Raw genomic sequence first — 3,649 nt, 5'->3', positions numbered from 1 at the left:
GGCCTGTACAGCCGCGATCACTTCCTGAAGCTGTTCTTCATTCTCCACTTGAACGGTAATATTCCGCATTGTGTAATTGGGTCCGACTTTTACCGTCTCCACTTCACCAATATCCCCGCCCAGAAGGCCGATTGCCGTAGCTACCCTTCCAAGATTTCCGGGAACCGAAGGCGTTTCGATCATCAGTGTCCGAATCATGTGTTTCGCTATCATTCAGTGATCCTCCCCTATTAGCCTAGTTTTTCGGCTTTAACTGTATTGTTTTTCGTATACCATATAAATTTTCCTGTATAACCATAGATAATAGCAAGACCTATTGCAACAAAACTGAGCCACATAAACGGCAGATAAGAGAAGGTAGAAACTCCTAGTATCCCCGCCATGTAAATACCGTTATCAGACCAAGGCACCATACCTGAAGTTAATGTTCCTCCGACCTCTGAATTACGGGATAGCACTCTTCTGTCGAGATTTAATCGATCATAGCTGTTTTCCATAATCTTCGGTGTCAAAATAAGAGAAACATACATCGCACAGCCGAAGATGTTCGCTAAAAACGCTACAATCAGCGTAGATAAAGTGACGTTGCCCGGTGATGTTAATTTCTTTTCAAACATAGAGACGATCACTTTTAAGACGCCAAGCTTTTCAAGCAGTCCGCCAAATCCGAGACCAAAGATAATGACGACAAGGGAACCGAGCATTCCAACGATGCCTCCACGATTTAACAGGCCGTTCAAGAATTCAACATCTGTTTTAATCGAGAATCCGTTGTAGGCAGTTGCAATCGCATCCGCTGGATTCATGCCTTGGAAAACAACAGCCCAGACAGCGCCAAGCAAAGCGCCAATTACGATAACCGGCATTGACGGCTTTTTCATCGCCAATAAGATAATCACGACAACAGCTGGGATCAGCATCCAAATATGAATGTCAAACGTATTTTGCAAAGATGATTTCAAGAATTCAACTTTATCAAGGTCAATATTTTTCCCGCCGTACATAAAGCCGGTAATTGTAAATAAAATTGCTGTAATCACATATGCTGGCACAGATAAAAAGAGCATTGCTCTGACGTGATCTAAGACATCCACTTTAGATAGTGAAGAAGCAAGAACTGTGCTGTCAGACAGAGGAGACAGCTTGTCCCCGAAATAAGCGCCTGATAGAATAGCTCCAGCTACAAGAGGAAGCGGAAGGCCTAATCCCTCTCCAATTGCGATCATGGCAATGCCGGCAGTTCCGACTGTTCCCCATGATGTTCCTGTTGCTACAGACATAATTGAACAAATAATTAACGTTGCAAGTAAAAAGATGCTAGGGTGAATAAATTCTAAACCATAGTAAATCAGAGTCGGTACAATCCCTCCGGCGATCCATGTTCCAATAAGTGCTCCTACTGAAACAAGAATCAGAACGGCTTCAAGACCGTTTGAAATTCCATTCAGGATGGCATTTTGCATATCTTTATAAGAATAACCGAGTCTGATTCCGAGAATCATTGCGATAAACCAGGAAATGAAGAGCGCGAGCTGTATCGGCAAGTCTAAAAAGACTGTAAACGACATGACAAGTGCTAAAAATGATCCTAGGACAATAATAATTTCGAATAGTGTTGGCAGTCTTACATCCTTCAAAAGAAGTCCCCCTTCATGTAAAAAGCTAAAACGCTTTCAATAAATAGTGCAACACGTATACTATACTTCCTCATCCCTATGTTGTAAACAGCTTATTCATCCGGGCTATACGGAGATGAATAAGCTGTATTTTGTTTAAATTTTATTTTTCTAATAGTTCTTTCCCTGCAATACCTGGTTTTGTCATCTCATATGGGTTTAGAATAAGATCTAACTCTTCTTCTGTCAGCACATCATGCTGCAGGCATAGATCACGGACTGATTGGCCTGTCATTATTGCTTCCCGGGCAATCCGGGCTGCCGCTTCATACCCAAGGTGCGGATTGACTGCAGTGATCACTCCTGCGCTTTTTTCCACGTATTGTTTCAAGCGTTTTTCATTGGCTTCGATGCCTTTTAAGCAATAGTCAGTGAACGAACGGAAGCCGTTGTTCATGATGCTGATGGATTGAAGCAAGTTAAAGACAAGCACTGGCTCCATAACGTTCAATTCAAGCTGGCCGGCTTCTGAAGCAAGGCAGATTGTATTATCGTTTCCAATGACCTGGAATGCAATTTGGTTGATTAGCTCGGCCATAACCGGATTGACTTTCCCCGGCATAATGGATGATCCCGGCTGACGTGCTGGCAGAGAAATTTCCGCAAGTCCGGCGCGCGGGCCTGATGCCATCAAGCGAAGGTCGTTTGCGATCTTAGACATGTTCATCATGCAGACCTTTAATGAAGCCGATACCTCTGTATAGGCATCTGTATTTTGTGTCGCATCAACGAGATGATCAGCTCCGACAAGGGGAAGACCGCTGATATCAGCAAGGTGCTTTACAACCTGTTTGATATATTCAGGATCGGCGTTCAGGCCTGTACCTACAGCAGTTGCGCCCATGTTGACTTCATACAGGTGCTGGCGTGATTGCTTGATCCGTTTGATATCACGCTCCAGAACACGGCTGTACGCTTCGAATTCCTGGCCAAGACGAATCGGAACAGCGTCTTGAAGGTGTGTCCGGCCCATTTTAATAACAGAATCAAATTCCTGTGCTTTTTGTTTGAACACACTATGCATATCTTCCATTGTTTTCAACAGTTTTTCCAACAGCTTCAATGTAGAAATATGAATAGCGGTCGGGAATACATCGTTTGTAGACTGTGACATATTCACATGTGTGTTTGGGCTTAAATGGATATAGTCTCCCTTTTTATGTCCCATGATTTCAAGCGCCCGGTTTCCGATAACCTCATTCGCATTCATGTTCATAGAAGTTCCGGCACCGCCCTGAATCGGATCGACGATAAACTGATCGTGCCATTTGCCTTCCAGAATCTCGTCAGCTGCTTGTACGATAGCTTGGCCAATTCCTTCATACAGCCGTTTCACGTCCATGTTGGCAAGAGCCGCAGCTTTTTTTACAATCGCCAGCGCGTTAATCATTTCTTCATGGATCTTGTATCCCGTAATCGGGAAGTTTTCAGAAGCACGGAGCGTCTGGATTCCGTAATAAACATCAGCTTCAATTTGTTTTTCTCCAAGGAAGTCTTTTTCCACGCGGTATTCTTTTTGGCCGTTTAACATAATCTTTAACCCACTTTCTCTTTGTTGGTCATAGTTTCTGTGATTTTACAGGACAACGTCATCAGCAATCGGTGTTTCCATAATTCTCTTGACGACTGGAAGATCCGAAGACTGGCCGAGTGCCCACATCAATTTTGGCACGATTGCTTCTGTGTTCATATTTCTGGATCGGATAATTAAGTCTTGGTTGACTCTGCGGCCGACCTCGTAAATGCTCATGTCTTCGCCTTCTTCCAGACATTGAGTTGTGATCACGACGACAATGCCGCTTTCGATCAGTTCATTCACTTTTGACAAAATGTCTCTGCCTTCAAATGGCACGCCCCCGCTGCCATAACTCTCAATGACAATTCCTCTGTACATGCTTTTCAGGGCATCAAACATTTCAGGCTTTAAGCCTGGATGCAGCTTCAGCAGACATACATCAGTGCATAGTGAAGTA

3 protein-coding genes and 1 pseudogene are annotated in these 3,649 nt (G+C 43.8%); all 4 read right to left on the bottom strand.

Annotated features, from left to right (window positions below; translation table 11 throughout):
• A partial coding sequence (locus RAC86_RS36545; RefSeq protein WP_377886767.1) for an ACT domain-containing protein occupies nucleotides 1-213 on the bottom strand: 213 nt, incomplete at its 3' end.
• A gap of 17 nt (nucleotides 214-230) precedes the next feature.
• Nucleotides 231-1,637: a malate-H+/Na+-lactate antiporter MleN gene (gene mleN, locus RAC86_RS36540; RefSeq protein WP_061187604.1), complete on the bottom strand. Its 1,407-nt coding sequence runs from the start codon at nucleotides 1,635-1,637 to the stop codon at nucleotides 231-233.
• 142 nt (nucleotides 1,638-1,779) lie between these two features.
• Nucleotides 1,780-3,207, bottom strand: coding sequence for an aspartate ammonia-lyase (gene aspA, locus RAC86_RS36535; RefSeq protein WP_014114276.1), 1,428 nt, complete (start codon nucleotides 3,205-3,207; stop codon nucleotides 1,780-1,782).
• A 45-nt stretch (nucleotides 3,208-3,252) separates the two neighbouring features.
• A pseudogene (ansA, locus tag RAC86_RS36530) lies at nucleotides 3,253-3,649 on the bottom strand (asparaginase); the annotation flags it as partial.

The sequence above is a fragment of the Bacillus sp. LR_5 genome, from assembly GCF_042709275.1.
Note: the sequence above shows the minus strand (reverse complement) of the source record. Positions and strands in the feature narration are given on the sequence as shown.